This is a genomic window from Amycolatopsis sp. NPDC001319 (assembly GCF_042896185.1).
Lineage (GTDB): Bacteria > Actinomycetota > Actinomycetes > Mycobacteriales > Pseudonocardiaceae > Amycolatopsis.
Genome location: NZ_JBIAWY010000006.1, coordinates 166297 through 183098, shown reverse-complemented (window position 1 = coordinate 183098; position 16802 = coordinate 166297). Strand labels below are relative to the sequence as shown.

11 protein-coding genes and 1 pseudogene are annotated in these 16802 nt (G+C 69.6%); 1 reads left to right on the top strand and 11 read right to left on the bottom strand.

The window, feature by feature from the left end; all coding sequences use genetic code 11:
- Positions 1 to 385: 385 nt before the first annotated feature.
- The 6 genes from ACFY1H_RS24130 to ACFY1H_RS24105 form a co-directional block, all read right to left on the bottom strand.
- Positions 386 to 1654 (bottom strand): hypothetical protein, encoded by a 1269-nt coding sequence (locus ACFY1H_RS24130; protein WP_366581380.1) that lies wholly within the window; start codon positions 1652 to 1654, stop codon positions 386 to 388.
- Positions 1651 to 2469, bottom strand: a complete 819-nt coding sequence (locus ACFY1H_RS24125) for a polysaccharide deacetylase family protein (RefSeq protein ID WP_366581382.1) — start codon at positions 2467 to 2469, stop codon at positions 1651 to 1653. The genes ACFY1H_RS24130 and ACFY1H_RS24125 overlap by 4 nt, the downstream gene beginning before the upstream one ends.
- A complete protein-coding gene (locus tag ACFY1H_RS24120; RefSeq protein WP_366581384.1) occupies positions 2453 to 3355 on the bottom strand; it encodes an alkaline phosphatase family protein in 903 nt (300 codons plus the stop codon). The genes ACFY1H_RS24125 and ACFY1H_RS24120 overlap by 17 nt, the downstream gene beginning before the upstream one ends.
- Positions 3352 to 4662, bottom strand: coding sequence for a hypothetical protein (locus ACFY1H_RS24115; protein ID WP_366581386.1), 1311 nt, complete (start codon positions 4660 to 4662; stop codon positions 3352 to 3354). The genes ACFY1H_RS24120 and ACFY1H_RS24115 overlap by 4 nt, the downstream gene beginning before the upstream one ends.
- Positions 4659 to 6866 (bottom strand): phosphotransferase, encoded by a 2208-nt coding sequence (locus ACFY1H_RS24110; protein ID WP_386949734.1) that lies wholly within the window; start codon positions 6864 to 6866, stop codon positions 4659 to 4661. Before ACFY1H_RS24110 ends, ACFY1H_RS24115 begins: the two co-directional genes overlap by 4 nt.
- Before the next feature lie 65 nt (positions 6867 to 6931).
- Entirely contained in the window at positions 6932 to 9589 is a 2658-nt protein-coding gene (locus ACFY1H_RS24105; protein WP_366581390.1) for an HAD hydrolase family protein, read from the bottom strand.
- Between the two features lie 280 nt (positions 9590 to 9869).
- Here ACFY1H_RS24105 and ACFY1H_RS24100 point away from each other — a divergent pair, with 280 nt between their 5' ends.
- On the top strand, positions 9870 to 10910 hold the full coding sequence (locus tag ACFY1H_RS24100; protein ID WP_366581392.1) for a GNAT family N-acetyltransferase: 1041 nt from the start codon (positions 9870 to 9872) through the stop codon (positions 10908 to 10910).
- 23 nt (positions 10911 to 10933) lie between these two features.
- On the opposite strand, the gene ACFY1H_RS24095 is transcribed toward ACFY1H_RS24100, so the two are convergent.
- The 5 genes and pseudogenes from ACFY1H_RS24095 to ACFY1H_RS24075 form a co-directional block, all read right to left on the bottom strand.
- Positions 10934 to 12163 (bottom strand): hypothetical protein, encoded by a 1230-nt coding sequence (locus ACFY1H_RS24095; RefSeq protein WP_386949729.1) that lies wholly within the window; start codon positions 12161 to 12163, stop codon positions 10934 to 10936.
- 559 nt (positions 12164 to 12722) lie between these two features.
- A pseudogene (locus tag ACFY1H_RS24090) lies at positions 12723 to 13163 on the bottom strand (ATP-binding cassette domain-containing protein); the annotation flags it as partial.
- 252 nt (positions 13164 to 13415) lie between these two features.
- Positions 13416 to 13796, bottom strand: coding sequence for a hypothetical protein (locus ACFY1H_RS24085; protein ID WP_386949726.1), 381 nt, complete (start codon positions 13794 to 13796; stop codon positions 13416 to 13418).
- A gap of 3 nt (positions 13797 to 13799) precedes the next feature.
- Positions 13800 to 15785: a SulP family inorganic anion transporter gene (locus ACFY1H_RS24080; protein ID WP_386949724.1), complete on the bottom strand. Its 1986-nt coding sequence runs from the start codon at positions 15783 to 15785 to the stop codon at positions 13800 to 13802.
- Positions 15786 to 16037: 252 nt separating this feature from the next.
- On the bottom strand, positions 16038 to 16799 hold the full coding sequence (locus ACFY1H_RS24075) for a sulfite exporter TauE/SafE family protein (RefSeq protein WP_386949721.1): 762 nt from the start codon (positions 16797 to 16799) through the stop codon (positions 16038 to 16040).
- Between the last annotated feature and the right edge of the window lie 3 nt (positions 16800 to 16802).

The following is a 16802-nucleotide window of genomic DNA, read 5'->3' as shown; positions in this document are numbered from 1 at the left end:
CCTGATTCATGCGGCGCTGATCCACTGAGTTCCGCTACAAGTCATCCAAATTTAAGTTGATATCAAGGTCGTCGTGCACCGATAGGTGGTCGTTACGTTGAAAAAGAAAGCCGGCCGCCGCGGGTGGTGATTCACAGGAAGCCTGACGGTGCTCGTGCAAGGATCACGATCCGGTGACGATCGGGCACGCGGGCACTGGTCAGGTCCAATATTTCGGTGAATGGTCCGGACTTCGGCCTCGAGATGACGTCACTCAGCGTTGTCGAGACGACTAAGCGTGCGGGAGAACTGGGCACAGATGACCGAATCGGCCAGGCGTGAAGTTTATCATTTCGTAACCTGAATGTGTGCAGGTTTTTCAGCTTCATGTGCCGGTGGTGGGTGATCAGTGGCGGGGAGTGATTCGAATTCCATAAGCTGACAGGGGTGCGCTTTGGTTCGGCGGGATCAATTCGTCGGCGGTGAGGTTGATCGTGAGCACTTCCCGTTCCGCGGTGATCTCCAGAATCGTGCCGGCCGGTGAATAAGAGATCGTGGTGCGGGTGTTGACATTGGCTGCGAGCCAGGTCCAGGGCACGGCGAGGGGCAGTGGCTCGGCGTTGGTGCTCGCGGTGGGCGTGGTCCACAGCGCTGCGCTGGGCAGGTCGGCAGAGGCTTGCGGCTGCCACAGCAACATCCGGTCGGCCCCGCCGCGCAGCGCCTGGGCGACCGCGGCCACGGTCAATGCGGCCGCGGCAGGGCTTTCCGGCGACCAGGCCGGTCCGCCGGGCTGTGTGGGGTAGAACTCCGACCACCACACCGGAAGCCCGACCCGGGCGCGAAGCCAGGTGCTGACGGTGTCGAACATCGCCGTCGCGCGGAACACGTCGGTGGTCAGACCGGCGTCCCGGGTGCCGCTGGACCCGTCGACGACGAGGAAATCGGCGCCGTGCTTGTGCGTGTTCCAGTAGTCGATCACGTCGAGCGCGCGCTGGTCGACCACGCCCCACGGGCCGGACAGAGCCGAGGGCGCCGGAGTTCCCGCTGCTGACCAGGTGTCGAGAACCACGTAGGGACCGCCGACCAGAGCATCCGGGCGCACCTTTTTCACGGCGTCGTAGACCGCGTTGTACAGCTCGGTGTAGCCCTCGTAGTCCCATCGGTTCGCGGCTTCGTCGTACAGGCCTTTCAGCTCGCTCCACACCTGGAAGTACCGCACCTGCGGGTAGCGGGCCGCCGCGGCCGCGGCGAGTGCCGCGAAGTCCCGGTAGTGCGCCCGGGTGGGCGCGGTGTTCAGCCGGCTCCAGTCCGTGGTGCCGGGCGAACCGCCCTTCATCCAATCCGGGGCGCCGGCGAGGGTGAGCACGGGTATCCCGCGGGTTTGTCCGATGAGGTCCATCCGCTGGTCCAAAGAGGACCAGTCGAACACGCCCGGCGCGGGTTCCGGGTTGTCCGCACCCCACCCCATCAGGTACTGGTTCTGCACCATCGGATGCCGGGCGAGGGTCGTCGTCGCGGCGGCCATTTGCGCCGCCGGGTAGTCGTCCGCGCTGTCCTGGGTGTGGGTGACGCCCACGACGGGCACCGGCGCCGCGTTGCCGGACGAAGGAGAGCAGCCGGTCAGCACCGCGGCGAGCAGAACCGCGACCGCGCCGGCTATCCGGGCGCGGTTCATCGGAGGAACCACGGCACGGTCCGGGCTTCGCCCGTCGCCAGGGCGTCGGACAGCGATCGTCCTCGCAGCCCGCGTTCGTCGAGGCCGGTCAGCACGCGCCGGACGAGGTCGCCGCGGTCGAACCCGGGCCGCGGACCGTCGTCCGCACCGTCTTCCGGTCCCGCGTGGCCGTCGTGGGCCAGCAGTACGGCACCGCGCCCGAGTCCGCGCAAGGCCTGCGCGGCAAGCAGTTCGGGCGGCCGGTCGAGCCAGTCCCAGGCGCAGGGACCCCAGAGGACGGAGGTGAGTCCCTGCCGGCGCGCCGCGCGCCACACCGCCGGGGTCTGCGCACCGTAGGGAGGTCGGAACCAGCGGATCGGCGTGCCCAGGAGATCCTCCAGCTGTGCCGTGGCGGAGGCGAGCAGTGTGCGCACGGTGGCGGACGGTAGCCGCGAGAGCCTTCGGTGGTCCATTCCGTGCAGGCCGATCTCGTGCCCGGCGGCAAGCACTTCCCGCACCAATGCGCGATGCCGTCGGGCGCGGTCGACGAGCACGAAGAACGTGGCGGTGGCGGCGTGATCCGACAACGCCGAGAGCACGCGGTCGGTGCCGCCGGGCTCGGGCCCGTCGTCGAAGGTCAGCACCACTTCCGGTGCCTGCGTGCGGACGGCGATCAGCGACCCGATGGGACGGGTCAGCGGCCCGGCGAGCGCGAGTGCGCGCCGGCGTGCCGTGGCGAGAGAGCCACCGGCTTCGGGGATCGCCGGTTTCCGGTTTCCCTGAGAACGGTCGCGGGGGTCGCCGCGGCCGTTCCCCGGGTCAGGTGCGCCAGACATCGGTGATCGGTTTCGCGTCTGCGGCGTTTCCCAGTGCGGGCAAGTCGTACATGGCTTCGATCGTGCGGAGCAACCGGTAGTGGTCGACCGGCTCCGCGTAGGTGCCCGGCCGGATCATGGGGCCGGTCAGGCTCAGCGGTATCCCGTTCGTCGCCGAGGCGTCTTCGGCTTCGTCGAACGTCACCACGAGCAGGCTGTTGTGTGTGGCGGCCCAATTTGCGTAGTCACCCAGGTGGGCCCGCAGCCAGGAATCGCCGGTGGTGATGTCGCAGTCGTGCATGGTATGGCACATGTCGGGGATCACGAACGACAAAGTCGGCAGCCGGGTGTAGTTCGGTCCGAACGCGGTGAACGGCTGGTTCACCACGGCCGGAACCGTGGTGAAGTCCACCCAGGGCGCGTGCCAGCGCACGTAGCCGCCGAAGCGGCAGCCGGGGTATCCGGGACCGGGAAGATCTTCGGCGAACGCCCCGAAGCGGTAACCCGCGTCGATCAGCTGGCGGGCCAAGTTCGGACCGCTGAACGTGTGCGGGCAGGAGTCGTCGGTGACTCCCTGCGGGTCGCCGGAGAACAGCGCGAGGTAGTTCGGCTGGCTCGGATGGGTGATGGCGGTGGCATCGGTGAAGCGGGCGCCCGCGGCGGCGAGCTCGTTGAGATACGGGGCTTGGCTGTTGCCCGACACCTGTTCGGTCCCGTGGTTCTCCAAGATCACCACGACCACGTGACTGGGTCGCGGCACTGCCGAGTTCACCGTGGTGCTCTCGGCGGGTGCCGTCGTCGGCGTCGGCTTTCGCAGACCGTCCGGTGTGGACGGCGCACACGCGGCGGCCGTGAGCGTCGCCGCGAGGAACAGTCCCACCGCCATCACGCGGCTGCAGGCCGTCACGTGAGCGCCTCTCTCGATCTCGTCGCTCGATTCCGCCATCGCCACAGCACACCGAGCGCGCAGACGGCGACCAGGCATTGCACCAGGAGGAAGCCCACCCCGACCAGGTTCATGTGCGTTATGGGCACGACGGCGACCACGCCGATCACCCCGAGCGCGCTGCCGGCTTCCAACCCCGCGACCATCGGCCCACGCCCGTGGGCGATCCCGGCCGCGACCACGAGGGTGATGACGAGCCTCGGCAGGCATCCGAGCATGACCAAGCGCAGCAGCCAGGCGCCCTGGTCGGCGTACGCCTGTCCGAACACCGACAGCAGCGGATGCGCGAGCGCGACCGCGAGCAGCAGCGCGGGGACGAACACCATCGCGAGCTTGCGGCATCCGATTCCGAAGAGCTCCCGGGTGCGGTGGGGTTCGTGCGCGATCCGCACGATGATCGACTGGGAAAAGCTGATCGCGGCGTAATCCACGGTGTTCCCGGCCATCCACACCAGGAAGAAGACCGCGCCCGTCTCGGGGCCGAACCGCCCGATCACCAGCAACGGCACGAGGTCGGTCAGCAAGCCGCCGGTCACCTTCGCCGGGTACGTCGGCGCGAGCAGCCGCACGACCTCCCGCCGGTCCGGGAGCAGCGGTGTCCGCTGCGCCACTGCGGGTTCCGGGTCACGGGTGAGCACCCGGTACAGCACGAGGGAGATCACCAGCACCCCCGCGACGGCGGGAGCGATCCACGACAGGAGGATGCCGGTCGCGCCGAACGCGGGCCCGGCGAGCGCCAGGATGCCGACGCGCGCGAGGCCGATCGTGGCGTTCTCGTAGGGCACCCAGCGGGCCCGGCCCAACGAGACCAGCACGGCGTCCTGGAACTGGAACAGTGCCCAGGCCACGGCCGCGAACAGGAACGCGACCGCGCTGAACCGGGGCAGGCTCTCGGTGATCTCGTCGCCGGTGGGCAGCAGCAGCACGGCGCACGCCGCCAGCACGGAACCGGCAAGCACCAGGCCGTAGCAGCGGACGATGAGCCCCGTGCGGCGCACGCCCGCACGGGGAACCCAGCGCATCAGGGCGGCGCCCAGCCCCAGATCGCCGAGGCCGGCCACCAGGAGGAACCCGGAGACGAACGCGGAGGCGTGCCCGACCTGCTCCTGGGGCAGCAGACGGGCCGCCACGACCCAGGCCGCGACACCGACGAGCGAGGTCAGCACCGCGCCGACGACGAGCGACGCGCCGTCGCGGACCATCGTCTGCTCGGAGTTGCGGCCGGCTCGCCGGCTAGCCGAGGTGCCGAACGCGGAACCGCCGCTCACGGGACCTCCCGCTGGAGCGCGCGCAGGACCGAGACGAGGTTGCGGCGCAACCAGATCGGGTTCGCGCCGTAGCGCGACGACTTGGCGAGATTGGCCGAGACCATGTGCAGCCACCCCAGCAGCACGAGCGTGCGAACGGGTACCGGATCGCCGCCCAGCGTGCTCCGGTCCCGCAACACCTCTGCCAGCGCGGGCGCCGAGCCCGGAGCGAGCCAGGTGGTGACCACGGCGCCGAGTTCCTGCCCGGTCACCGCCATGTCGGTGGCCAGCACGAGGCTTGCCACGTCGACAGCGACGAGCCCGCCGCTGATGGCCTGCCCCCAGTCGACAATGCCGGTGATGTGGTCGTCGGCGTCGACGAGCACGTTGTCGGCGCTGAAGTCTCCGTGGACCCATCCCACGGGCAGTCGCCGGTCGTGCAATCCGGCCGAGAGCTCGGCGACGACCCGATCGACCACGGCTGCCTCCCGAGGCGGAACCTCCGCCCGAACCAGTGCCGCCGGGGCGATGACGTGCTGTCGGAGCAGGCGGCCGTCGACCCGGGCCAGGCCCGCGGTGCGCCGGTGCAATTCGCCGATGGTGCTGAGGGCCGCGGTGGTGAACCGGGCCCGACCCACCGGATCGGCCACGCGGGCGCGCGCGTCCGTACCGGGCAGCAGTTCTTGCAGGCTGTAGGAGGCACCCAGCGCGTTCCCCACGTCGTACACGGCCGGCACCAGGTGCCGCCAGCCGTCCAGCCGGCGGTCTTCGCACAGGTGCAGCAGCGCCCTCACCTCGTGCAGGAGCGCTTCTCGTCCTTCTTCGGTGTCGGCGACCTTCAACAGCGCGGAGCCGCGGTCGTCGGGGCCGACGGTCGCGACCGCGGAGTCGGACCGGCCGCGCAACCGGTGCTGGAGGTGCCACGAACGGCTCCTGAGCGCGGTGGGGGCGATCCGGCGCAAGAGGCCCCAGCTGCGTACGCCCGCGAGCGGGCCGACAACGGGCCGCGGCGCCCAGTCGGCCCGCAGCCACAGGATCACGCCCGCGACGGCGGCTTGCCCGGCCAGCAGGGCCAGCCCGACCCCGGCGATGTCGAAAACCGGCATCAGCACCACGGCCAGGCTCACCACGAGCACCGAAAGGCTCCCGAGGAGCGTGGCCACGACGCCGGTCCGCCGGAGCGCTCGGGCCTGGCTCACCGCGGCGGCGACGACGACGTTGGGCAACGCCGACGCCGCCATCAGGGGCAGGACCCAACGGCCGGCATCGGCGTAGTCGGGGCCCAGCAGCCGCAGCACCCAGGGCGCTGCCAGGACGAGCACGACGACCGCAGGCAGGAGCACGATCAGCGAGCGTCGCTCGACCCCCGCCCGGGCCGCCGCCGCGTGCTCGGGATCGAGCGCCATGTGCGCCACCAGCGACTGCCCCATCGCCGCGGGGACGAGGTAGAGCGTGTAGGCGATCGTCCACGCCACGGCGAACGTCGCGGTCGGCCGCGCGCCGAGCGTGCCGAGCACCAGCACCGGCAACAGCTGGGTGCAGGCGAGCCAGCACGTCGCACCGAGGAAGTCGCCACCCAGGTATCCGGCAATCGCCCGCGGCGAAATCTGTTCGCCGGTGGTCGCCGCGGCCTCGTGCACGGGCAGTGCGCGCAGGAACAGGTATCCGGTGGTGATGAGTACGACCAACCCCGTGGCGGCCATCCACGACACGGTGATCCCGCCGGTGGGCAAGGTCGCCGCGAGACCGGCGAGCAATCCCAGCTTCACCAGGGAGAACACCAGGTTCTCGACCGGGACCACCCTGGCCCGGCCGACGGCGGTCAGCACTCCGTCCTGCATCACGAAAAGCGCCCACACCGCGCAGGCGCCCGCGCACCCGGCGACCGCGACGGGACCGTGCAGGAGGCCCGCCAGGTCCGGCGACCACCAGCGGACGCCGAGCGCGAACACCAGACCGGCCAGGCCCGCCAGCCCGCCGCCGACCAGGTAGGCCATCGCCACCAACCGGCGCGCCCGAGGCCCGGCCACCGGGACGAACCGGATGAGCACGTTCATCAGGTTCAGCTGCGCCACCCCGGCCAGGAACATGATCGCGTAGACCAGCGCGGAATTGAGGCCGAGCACAGCCTGGTCGTAGCTGCGCGCGGCCACGATCCAGAACACCAGGCCGATCCCGGCCGTCAGCGCCGAACTCAGGACCAGCGCGTATCCGTGGCCGTACAAGGAGCGCCGGGGAAACGCCCTGCCCGGGGGCGTCGCTCGCTCCGGCTGTCCTCGCACCGCAGTCGTCATCGCGTGCGCACCGCCGCTCTCGCCAGGCACCGGGCAACCGCCGCGGGCAGCCCTCGCGCGCCCGCGTTCGAAGCGTCCAGCAGGGTGAGCAACGTCCGCGTCCGTGCGGTGGGGGCCGGCGGCCGGCACGTTCCGCAGGTGCCGGGACGGTGACCGATCAGCAACGCCACAGCCTGCGCGACCCCTGCCGCGTACTGGCGCCGCAGCACCGGCACCTGGGACGCGCGCACTCGCGCGTCCGCGTTGCCGGGCGCGTAGGCGAGCCTCGCCGCTCGCAACATCGGCAGGTCCGCCGCGGTGTCCCCGACCGCCCACGACACCGAGTCGACCCCGAGCCGGGCCGTGAGCGCGTCCAGACCGGTGCCCTTGTCCACCGCCGCGGCGACGAAATCGGTCTGGCCATTGCCCACGATCGTGCGGATGTGCGCGGTCGCCGGTCCCAGGTGGTCCAGCACGCGCTCGACCACCGCGTCGGGGAGGGCGAGCCGGACCCCGTCGGAGCCGAGCCGGTAGGCACGGACGATGCGCTGGTAATCGCGATCCACGACGACGTCGGTCCGGGCTGCCAACGCATCCCGTACCCGGTCGAGTGCCTCGGCTCCCTTTGCGGGAACGAGATCGTGGGCAGCACCTTCGTGGAAGATCACCGACCCGTATTCGGCGACACCTCCCGCCAGTCCGTAGGCGGTGCACCGCTCGCGGAGCTCGTCCAAGCTGCGGCCGGTGACCAGGACGGGCCGGAAGCCGTGGGCGAGCAGCGCGCGCAGGCTGAGTGCGGCGGTCGGGGTGGCCATGGCAAACCCGAGTGCGTCCGATTCGAGCACTCCGTCCACGTCCAGCGCGCACACCGCACCGTCCGAAGTGGCCTGCACTCCGGCCAGCAGCACTTCCCGCAGGTAGTGCTGGACGGCTCGCGCGCCGGCGCGGTGGACGGGGTGGCCCTGGCGTTCACGGTTCCACAGGTGCACGAGTTCATAGAGCAGGAACCGTTCCGGGTCGCACGGCAGCGCCCGGCGCAGCGACTGCGCGAACGCGGGGTCGGTGCTCCCCGGGTCGATTCCGGCCAGGTCGTACACCGGGTCGTAGCAGGCCAGATCGGTGTTGGCGAAGTCGCGGACATCCGCGTCCACTTTGTACAGTCCTGCGGTGCCGCGAAACCAGTGGCCGAGACCGGTCGCACCGTCGACCACGGAGGGCTCGGCCACCTCGCACAGACGGCGGATCAGAGGATCGAGCAGGACGGGCCGCAGCACCACGCCGGCGCGGCCGTAGTTGCGCTCCACCACACGGCTCGCCGCCTCCCACACCGGTTGCCGGCCGACCAGCCCGGCGGCGTGATCGGCTCCGGCGGGCATGGCGGCCGCCCGGTCGCGGACGTAGCCGGCCAGCCGTTCCGCGTCGGTGGCGTCCGCGTGCCGGAGCTTCTGCTCGGCCGGCAGCCAGTCACGGAACACGATGCCGTCGATGAAGCCGTAATTGTGCGGCAAGTGCTGGGACACCGCGTGTGCGACGGCGAGCGAATGCCTCCCGAAAAACCCCAGGCCGGCCCCGGCGGCCACGATGCGCCGGGATTCTCCGTCAGGCAACCCGACGTCGAACACTGCGCGGGCGTGCTCCCGCCCCCGGGATACTCCGGTGTTCGGCACCCGGCTGACCGAACGAACGGGCCGGCCCAGGAGCGCGGACAGCGACCGCACCACGGCCTCGGTCTCGAGCCGGTCGTGGATCGCCCAGTCGCGATAGGGCAAGGTGATCGAGTCGTAACTGCCCAAAGTGGCCGGCGGGGTGTCGGCGAACAGCGGGAGCAGCAGTGTGACAGCGCTTTCGGGGACTCCGGCCCGGCAGACGGCGGCCGCGACGTCGGCGATGGACTGTCCGGTCTCGGGCGGATCGTCGACCACGGCGATCCTGCCTCCGCGCTGGGCGGCCGACCGCAGCAGCGCGCGCAACCGCGGCCGGAGCCGGTGGCCCGGTCGTACCGAATCGGCGTGGACCTCTCCGTAGCCGGCGTCGCGCAATGCGGCGGCGACGAGCGGGGCGAGGTAGTTGCCTGAAGTGCGCACCCCCAGGACGACGACGGGCCGTCCGCGGTCCGGATACCGCAGCCGCAACCGCGTCGCGAGTGCGACCATGTCGGCCGGCTCCTGATCGAAACTCCGGAAACACGACGGGATCCGGAGGATCGCGCTGGTGAGGTGGCGGTCCAGCGAAGCGAGCGAGGCCCGCAGGCGGACAGCTGCGCTCGCCCACGATTCGAATTCGCCCTCGGGTGTGTCGGTGACCACCTGCAGGGCGGCCGCGTCGCGCAACCTCGCGGCGGCGTCGCGCCAGCGCACGGCCTCTCGCTCGCCGGCGCGTGAGGATCTCGCCATTTCGCCGGCAGCGGCGACCCGGCCCAGCAGATCGGGAACCACCGTGGCTGTGTTCCGCTCGCGAAAGTACTCGCCGGCGCGACGCAGGGCGAGGGTGTCCCGTTGGAGGTGGTCTTCCACGATCTGCACCGCGGCCGCAGCGAGCAGGTAGGTGTCGAGAATGTCCTGTCCGGCCACGCGATCGATCAGCCGGTGCGCGATCTCGGTCAGGTCGGAGAGCAGGTCGGCCACGACGAGCAGGTCACTGTCGAAGGTCGGTTTCCTGTCGTCCGAATGCCTCATCGATGAGCCGCCCAACTTGATGTTCGATGCGTTTATCAACGGAATTCTTCATTACCCGGCATTCGCTCTTCCGGTTCCGGCCGTTACAGCGAAAGTCCGGATCGGACGGACCTTTGTGGAGGAAATATTCAACGATCTTGTGTAACCCTTGCGGTGAACCGGACGAATTACCAGGTACGCCACGTGCCGGCAAAGGTCGTGGGCGAGGAGCGAACGGGGCCGCTTGATGCATAGGCAACGTGTGAAAATTTGGTCGGACCAGCAGGTGGACGTTCCGGCCGTGAACGGTTTGGTGAAGGTGATCAGCCCTGCTCCTCGGGAAGCGTGGGCGACGATCATGCACGGTGATCCGTACGCGTTGGAAAGTCAATCACCGGAATGGGCCGACGCGATGTGCGAAGCTCACCAGTTGCGGGACGTGAGCAGGCTGTACGAAACGGCCGAGGGGCGCACGCTCATCCTGCCGATGCTTCGACGTCCGTTGGCGACCAGGTTGCTCACGGCGGAGGAGTCCAATCCACCGGCGTGCGGGCTCGGGGGGCTCCTCGCGGTGGGTGGCACACAAGCCGGCGAGGTCAACGCCGTGCTGAGGGACCTGGCGGCGCGGCGCGTTGTGGTCCAATCCGTGTCGCCGGGCCCGCTCGAGGTGGGCATGTGGCGCGACGCGCACCACCCGCGGGCCGTGGTCCACCAGCACCACGTGCACCTGCTCGACCTGCAGGGCGGATGGGACGAGGTGTGGGCGCGGCGTTTCGCGAAGACCTCCCGGCGTGGTGTCCGGACCGCGGAGCGCAAGGGCGTCACGGTGGAACACGGCACCGGAGCCGAGTTCGTTTCGGAGTTCTACGAGCTGATGGAACGCGGCGTCCTGCGGTGGGCTCGCCGGCAGCACGAGCCGACGTGGCTCGCGAGGCGACGGTTGCACCGGCGGGATCCGCGCGAGAAATTCGAGGCGATCGCCCGTCGCCTCGGCGAGCGCTTCCAAGTGTGGATCGCCCGCGCCGACGGCCGGCCCGCCGCGGCCTGTCTGGTGGTGCGGGGCTCCAACGCACATGACTTCCGCGGGGTCATGGACGAACGGCTGAAGGACTACCGGGCCACCGACTTGCTGCAGGCGCGGGCGATCCAGGACGCGTGCGAGGCCGGGTGCCGCTACTACTACCTCGGCGAATCCGGCACCGGAACGCTCGGCCAGTTCAAGGAACGTTTCGGCGCGCGCCGCATTGTGGCTCCGGAGTTCCGCTTCGAGCGGCTTCCGGTCACCCGGGTCGAACGGGAGATCAAAACGGCGGTCAAGAAGATCATCCGGTTTCAGGATTGACTCTCGGCGTCACAGGTGCCGGATCATCCGAGCGTGGACAGCAATGCGGTGAGCGCGGATTTCTCGGCGTTCGGGTCCGGACTTGTCGCCCGAAGCCGGCGGAGCACGGTGTCGATCTTGCCGTCGATGGCGGTCCAGGTGGCTTCGTCCCGGGGTTTGAGGCGGGCTTCGGCGTTGTCCCAGCCGGTTTCGAGGTCGTCGACGCGGGAAGTCGCGCCGGATTGGTCGCCGGTGTTCAACCGCTGCAGAGTGTCCTGGGTGACGGTCCGGAACTCCGAGAGGTCGCCCAGGGGAGTGAGGTGCGTTGTCCGGCCGCCTGAGGATGCCGGCTGTCCGGCGACCGGTGCGGGCGTGTCGTCCTGGAGTGCGGACTTTCGCACCGAGTACCCGATTCCCGAGGCGACGAGGACGAGGGCGACGACCACGACGGTCTGCCACAGGCCACCTCGGGTCCTCGCCGTGGCCGGGTCAGCGGCTGCGTCGCGGGGAGTGACGTCGGTCTTCGTCACGGACAAGTAGAGGACGACGGCGATGATGCCGGCCACGAAGATGGCGCTCGTCAGCGTCGTTCCGAGGCCCAGACCACCCTGGCCGGGCGACTGGGAGAGGTAGTCGCCGATCGACGCTCCCAGCGGGCGGGTCAGGATGTAGATGAACCAGAACGCCAGGACCGGGTGGAGCCCGAATCGCCATCCGATCGAGAGGACCGCGATCAGGGCCGCGACGATCGCTCCGGTCACCAGGTAGCCGAGGCCGAGTACTTCGGCCATGAGGTCGCCGGTCGCCGTGCCGAGCGCGAAAGTGAAGAGAATCGCGAGCCAGTAGAAGGCCTCGCGGTGCCGAGTGACAATGGAATGGATGGACAACGTTTTCTCGGTGGCGTACCACGCCAGGAAAGTGATGGCGAGCAACGCGCCGAACACGAGGGTGCTGGCTTCCAGCGGTACGCCGATGCTGTCGGTCAGGTTGTCGGTGACCAACGTGCCGAAGACACTCACCAGGGCCACCGTCAGCCAGTACTTGCCCGGCACGTACTGCTTCGCGTTGAACTGGAGCACCAGGGCGACGACCAGGAGGGCGCCCGTGACGAGGGAGACTCCGGTGAGGCCGAAGTTCAGGTTCACGTTCAAGAAGTCGGCCGCGGATTCACCGACCGTGGTGCAGAGGATCTTGACGATCCAGAAATACAGGGTGACTTCGGGAACCTTGTTGAGAAGCCGTTGGTTCGGTGCGAGCGAGCTGTGTGCGGTCATGGGCTCTTTCGAGTCGGTTCGCCGCCGCGGCGGAGATCTGCGCGACCTGAAGGAATCACGCCGGGAAAAACTGGTCGCGAAATGCAGTATCGCTTCATGGCCCGTCAGGCGCTAGGGGAAACCCGATTAAGGACCGGACGGGACGCGGTTAGCGTCCAGTAAAATCGTCCGGAGATGCGCCCGTTGTTTCGTCCCATTCACATTTACGGGTGTGGGGCCGTGCTCAGGCGGGACGCACCAGGCCGACCTCGTAGGCGAGCACGACCGCCTGGACGCGGTCGCAGGGGACGATGGACCGATGACCGACGCAGCCGCCGCGTGGCCCGTGTTCGAACACGGACTGCTCTCCAGCCTGCCCTGCGCCGAGCAGCTGCGGGCGTGGGCCGGGCGCCACCCGATGGCGCCAGGGGCACCTTCAACCCGGGCAGGGCCGCGGCCTTCGGCGCGCCCGCTTGGGGGGTGACAGGGATCGTCGTGGTCATGACACGCGCCTTTCCTGTGCGGCCTCGACGACCCGGTACTCCAGGGCGTCGTCGGTGAGCTCCATGAACGCTTCCTCGGCCGGGTCACCGAGCAGTGCGGCGGCGACCCCGAGACGCTGGCCCATGCCGAGGGAGAAGCCACCGACGCGCTTGCCTGCCACGTCGGCGAGGCCGACCAGCCCGATCACCTCGTCGACGCGCCGGCGGGGAATGCCGGTGGTCAGGGCGAGCGCGAGCAAGTGGTTGTAGGCCGACCGTCCCGTGTGGACGGCCTTCGCCTCCAGCAGCGCGCCGACCTCCCGCAGTGGCGCGACGTGCCGGTCGTAGCGCTTGCCGTTGACCGTGACCGTGCCGGACGTCGGCGCGTCGAGACCCATGATCATCCGGATCGTGGTGGACTTCCCGGCGCCGTTCGGGCCGAGGAAACCGGTCACCGCACCGGGCCTCACCGTGAAGGTCAAGTCGTCCACGGCCACCTTCTCGCCGTATCGTTTGGACACTGCCCGTGCTTCGATCATGCCGCCTCGTTCCGTTCCGCATACTGAGCGGAGCGAAATCTAGGCCGCGCACCGGCTTCCGGCCGACGCCCGCAGGGCCGATTTCCGGCCGGCCTGGATGCGACTTCCGGCGTAGCTGCTACGCCGGAAGTCGCATCGAGGCTGACCTGCCGGCCCACCCGCGTCCGTGGACCCGCACCCGTGCGCGGGCGTGCCCGAGTTGATGCCCGGCGGAGGTCGCCCGGCCCTGATCACCCGCCTCGTGACTCGCGCTCAGGCGGCCGACGCTATTCGGCAGGGAATGTCGGTGTTCTCGTCCGTGTGGTAACTCGCGCACACCCGGTGGTAGCCGTCAGCGATCTCCAGAGCGATGCCGAGGCGCAGGTCGCCGCGCACCAGCAGGATCGGCGAGAGATCCTTGTGGTCGTGGATCTTGCGCAGGTCGGAGCTCACGTGCGGGTTGTCGACCGGTAGCAGTGCCAGGCCCGCGGCGCGCAGGATGTCCTTGGCCTTGAAGAAGGCGGCGTTGCGGCCGTCCTTCAGCTCTTCGATGAGGTGGTCGACGAGGTCGGTGCCTGCGATCAGGGCGAGGTACGAGGCGGCAGCGGGGTAGTCGTGGTGCTGGGGTTCGTCGAGCCAGGTCACGGTGGTCATGTGTCAGGCCTTTCGATTGTCGAACGCGTCCAGAGCCGCGCCCGCGGTGTCGAAGTAGCTGTCCGCGCCGATCGTCCGGGTCAGTCCGTAGCGGTCCAGTTGCGTGCGGACCTCGGGCAGGACGCCGGAGAGCACGAGGCGGGTGCCGTGCGTGCCCAGGCGTTTGGCGACCGTGGACAGAACGCCTGCCGAGGTGTAGTCGACGTCGCCGACGGCAGCGCAGTCAAGACAGAACCAGGTCACGGTGGGGCCGTCGGTGAGCAGCGTGGCCACGTCGGTGCCCAATCGCATGGCGTTGGCGAAATACAGGCTGCTGCCGAAGCGGTAGACGATCATGCCTTCGGTGGTGCGGCGGCCGGGCGTGACAGGCTCGGGTTGCCAGTGACCTGCCGGAGATTTGACCAGAACGCCGCTGTGCGGGCGGTAGCTGTGCCGCAGGTGATCGACGACGGACACGATGATGGCCAGCACGACGCCCTGCTCGACGCCGGTGAAAACCACGGCGGCCGCGGTCAGCAAAGCCACCACGAATTCCGCGCGCCGAACCCGGAAGATGCGGCGCATCCCGGCGATGTCGATCAGGTCGACGCCGATCAGGAACACCACGGCTGCCAGCGCCGCCAGAGGCAGCGCGCCCAGCGGACCGGTCAGGAAAACGAGCACCACCACGGCGATCACCCCGGCGGCCAGGGGAGCGATCTGGCTGCGCCCGCCCGCGCCGTCCACGATCTGCGTCTTGGTGGGGCTGCCGTTGACGACGAAGGTGCCGGTGAACGCCGCGGCCACGTTCGCCGTGCCGAGGCCGACCAGGTCGGCGTCCTCGTCGACGGTTTCCTCGTAGCGGGCGGCGTAGGCGCGCGAGGTGGCGGAACTCTGCGCGAGGATCACCACGAACATCGACACCGCGGTGCCCAGCAACGCGGACATGTCGTGCAGGTCGAAGGCGGGCAGCGTGACGTGTGGGATGCCCTCCGGAACCGAGCCCAGGACGGCGACCCCGTGCGCGGACAGGTCGACGAGCTCGCTGACCACGATCGCGCCGATGACGGCGATCAACCCGCCCGGCACTTTCTTCGCCACGAGGCGGACTCCGACGACCACGACGACCACCGCCGCGGACACCAACGCCGCCGCGGCATTGGTCTGGCCGAGCGCGCGAACGAGGTTGATCAGCTTGGGCACGGTCTGGCCGCCGCCGGCGTCCACGCCGAGCATGTCGGGCAGCTGGCCCGCCGCGACCTGGATGCCGACTCCGGTGAGAAAGCCGACCAGGACCGTACGGGACAGGAAGTTGGCCAGGAAGCCGAGCCGGATCAGCCGGGCCAGCAGCAGCATCGCGCCGACCAGCAACGCGGCCGTGCCGGCGAGCCGGACGTAGGCGGCCGAGGCGGGGACGGCCAAGGTGGCCAGACCGGCCGCGAGGATCGCCGCGGTCGCCGAGTCCGCGCCGACCACCAGGTGCCGGGACGCGCCGAACAACGCGAACAGCACCACCGGCACGAGCATCGTGTACAGGCCGGTGACCGGCGGCATTCCGGCGATCTTGGCGTAACCGAGCACCTCGGGGACGGCCAGCGCGGCCAGCGTGACACCGGCCAGCACGTCGGTACCCAGGGCACGCCGTCGGATCGGCAGGATCCCGGCCAACAGCGGGATCCGTCGTGCGCGGCTGGGCGCCGGCCTGTCCTGATCGGTCATCTCCGCGATTGTGGCACGCGGGTTGGCGCGATGAGGAAGATCTTCGCTGCCGCCAGGCGGTCTCCTGTGGCGATCTTCGGTCGGCAGCGCACTGACTCGACGAACGCGCGCCGACGCCGACGAGATCGAGCCTGGCTGAGCGCTGAAGGTCGGCAACCACAACGCGATATTTGCAACAGATGCGCGGTCGCGGAAGAAGAGCCGGGTGCGGAGGTCGGATCGAAGGAGTACACAGTGGACGCTGACCACGTCGCGGACACGGCCGTCACGGACCACCCGCTGACCGGTCACGCGACGACTGGGTGCTTCGCCACGGGGATGGCGACGGCGAACCCGGTGCCGCTCCAGTGTCCGGCGGCCTGACCCGGAGGAATACTCGCAGCCGTATCCGAGAATCTGCCGATCACCTCGGCCGGGGCTTCAGGATCAGGTCCGTCGTCAGGCGGATGTGATCGGCGAGAGCTGTGACCGGTCTAGGACATTGCACAGCGCGCTCGCACAGTCTCGGGTGACACCTTCAGCGCGTTGCCGATGACCTGCCCGTCAGGCATGCAGGAAGTACAGGATGGTCGTGACCACGGCGGTTCCCAAGAGGACACCGCGCAGCAGCCAGGCGCGAAAACGACGGGCCAGGTAGGCGCCGGCGAAGCCTCCGGCCACGGCGCCGGCCAGCATGGCGGCGAGCAGGAGCGGGGCGCTCAGTGCGTTCGAGGCGATGAGGAACAGCACACTCGAGCTGACAAAGATCGCCGCGAGTTGGGTGACGCGCATCGGGTTGCTGACCGCCGTGTCCAGGCCGAGGCCGATGCTCCACAGGGCCACCGTCAGGATGCCTACGGCTCCGCCGAAGTATCCGCCATAGACGGCGAGGAAGAACTGTGCGATCAGGACCGCTCGTGAACTCATGCCGACCGAGCGGCCCCGCACGCTGCTCACTGCCCTGGAGACGTGGCGGCCGACGGCGAGGGTCACGGTGGCGAAGGCGAGCAGCCACGGCGCCGCGGCGTCGAATGACGATGCGGGCAGCACCAGCACCAGGCCGGCACCGACGCCGCTGCCGATCACGCTGACCGTTGTCAGCTTCTTCGTGGACGTGGGCCCGACGGGGGTGAGGTCGCGTCGGTACATCCACGCGCTGGCCACGGCGCCGGGTGCGAGCGCGATCCGCGCCACCGCGTTGGCCGTCACCGGCGGCATTCCGGCGGCGACGAGCACGGGCAGCGCGACGAAGGTTCCTCCGCCCCCGATGGCGTTCAACGCTCCCGCGGCGACGCCGGCCAGCAGGATGAGGAAAGACTCGGTCACCTG